Below are 495 nucleotides of genomic sequence, written 5' to 3'. Positions count from 1 at the left end.
GCTCAACGCCTTCCTGACTGTTGCGACACAATGGCGGATGGTGGCCGGTCCGACAGGCGCGCGGGCCATCGGGCTTGATTACGCCGGCGCAAAGGCCGGGCTGCAAATGTCGGACACGCCATGCCCGCCCGCCCTGTGGTCACAGCTCCGATTGATCGAACGCGGCGCACTGGCCGCATTGAATGAGGGTTGAGATGTCAGACGCACGCGTCAGATTGTTGCTGGAGGGTGATGCCAAGGGCGCCCAACAGGCGCTGGCGCAGACCAAAGCGGCCCTCGCGGATACCCAGAAATCTGTCGGCGCCTTGGGACAGGCATCAGATGCCACCAGCGCCGAGATCATTGACCTCAGCCAGGCCGCGCAGACCGCCACCCGCGAAATCGTCGAATTGGCCGAAGCCGAACAGCGTGCCGCGATCGAGATCAGCAATCTGTCCAAGAACTCAATGGCCGCGAAGATCGCCATGGGCGCTGTGGCCGAAAGTGCCGGCAAGG

General features: G+C 63.8%; 2 protein-coding genes. Both read left to right on the top strand.

Annotated elements, in window-relative coordinates; genetic code table 11:
- On the top strand, nt 1–193 hold a 193-nt coding region (locus RMT89_RS41020; protein ID WP_315888846.1), incomplete at its 5' end, for a DUF1799 domain-containing protein.
- A gap of 1 nt (nt 194) precedes the next feature.
- A partial coding sequence (locus RMT89_RS41015; protein ID WP_315888845.1) for a hypothetical protein occupies nt 195–495 on the top strand: 301 nt, incomplete at its 3' end.

Origin of the sequence: Streptomyces sp. P17 (assembly GCF_032436805.1) — a bacterium.
GTDB lineage: Bacteria > Actinomycetota > Actinomycetes > Streptomycetales > Streptomycetaceae > Streptomyces.
Note: the sequence above shows the minus strand (reverse complement) of the source record. Positions and strands in the feature narration are given on the sequence as shown.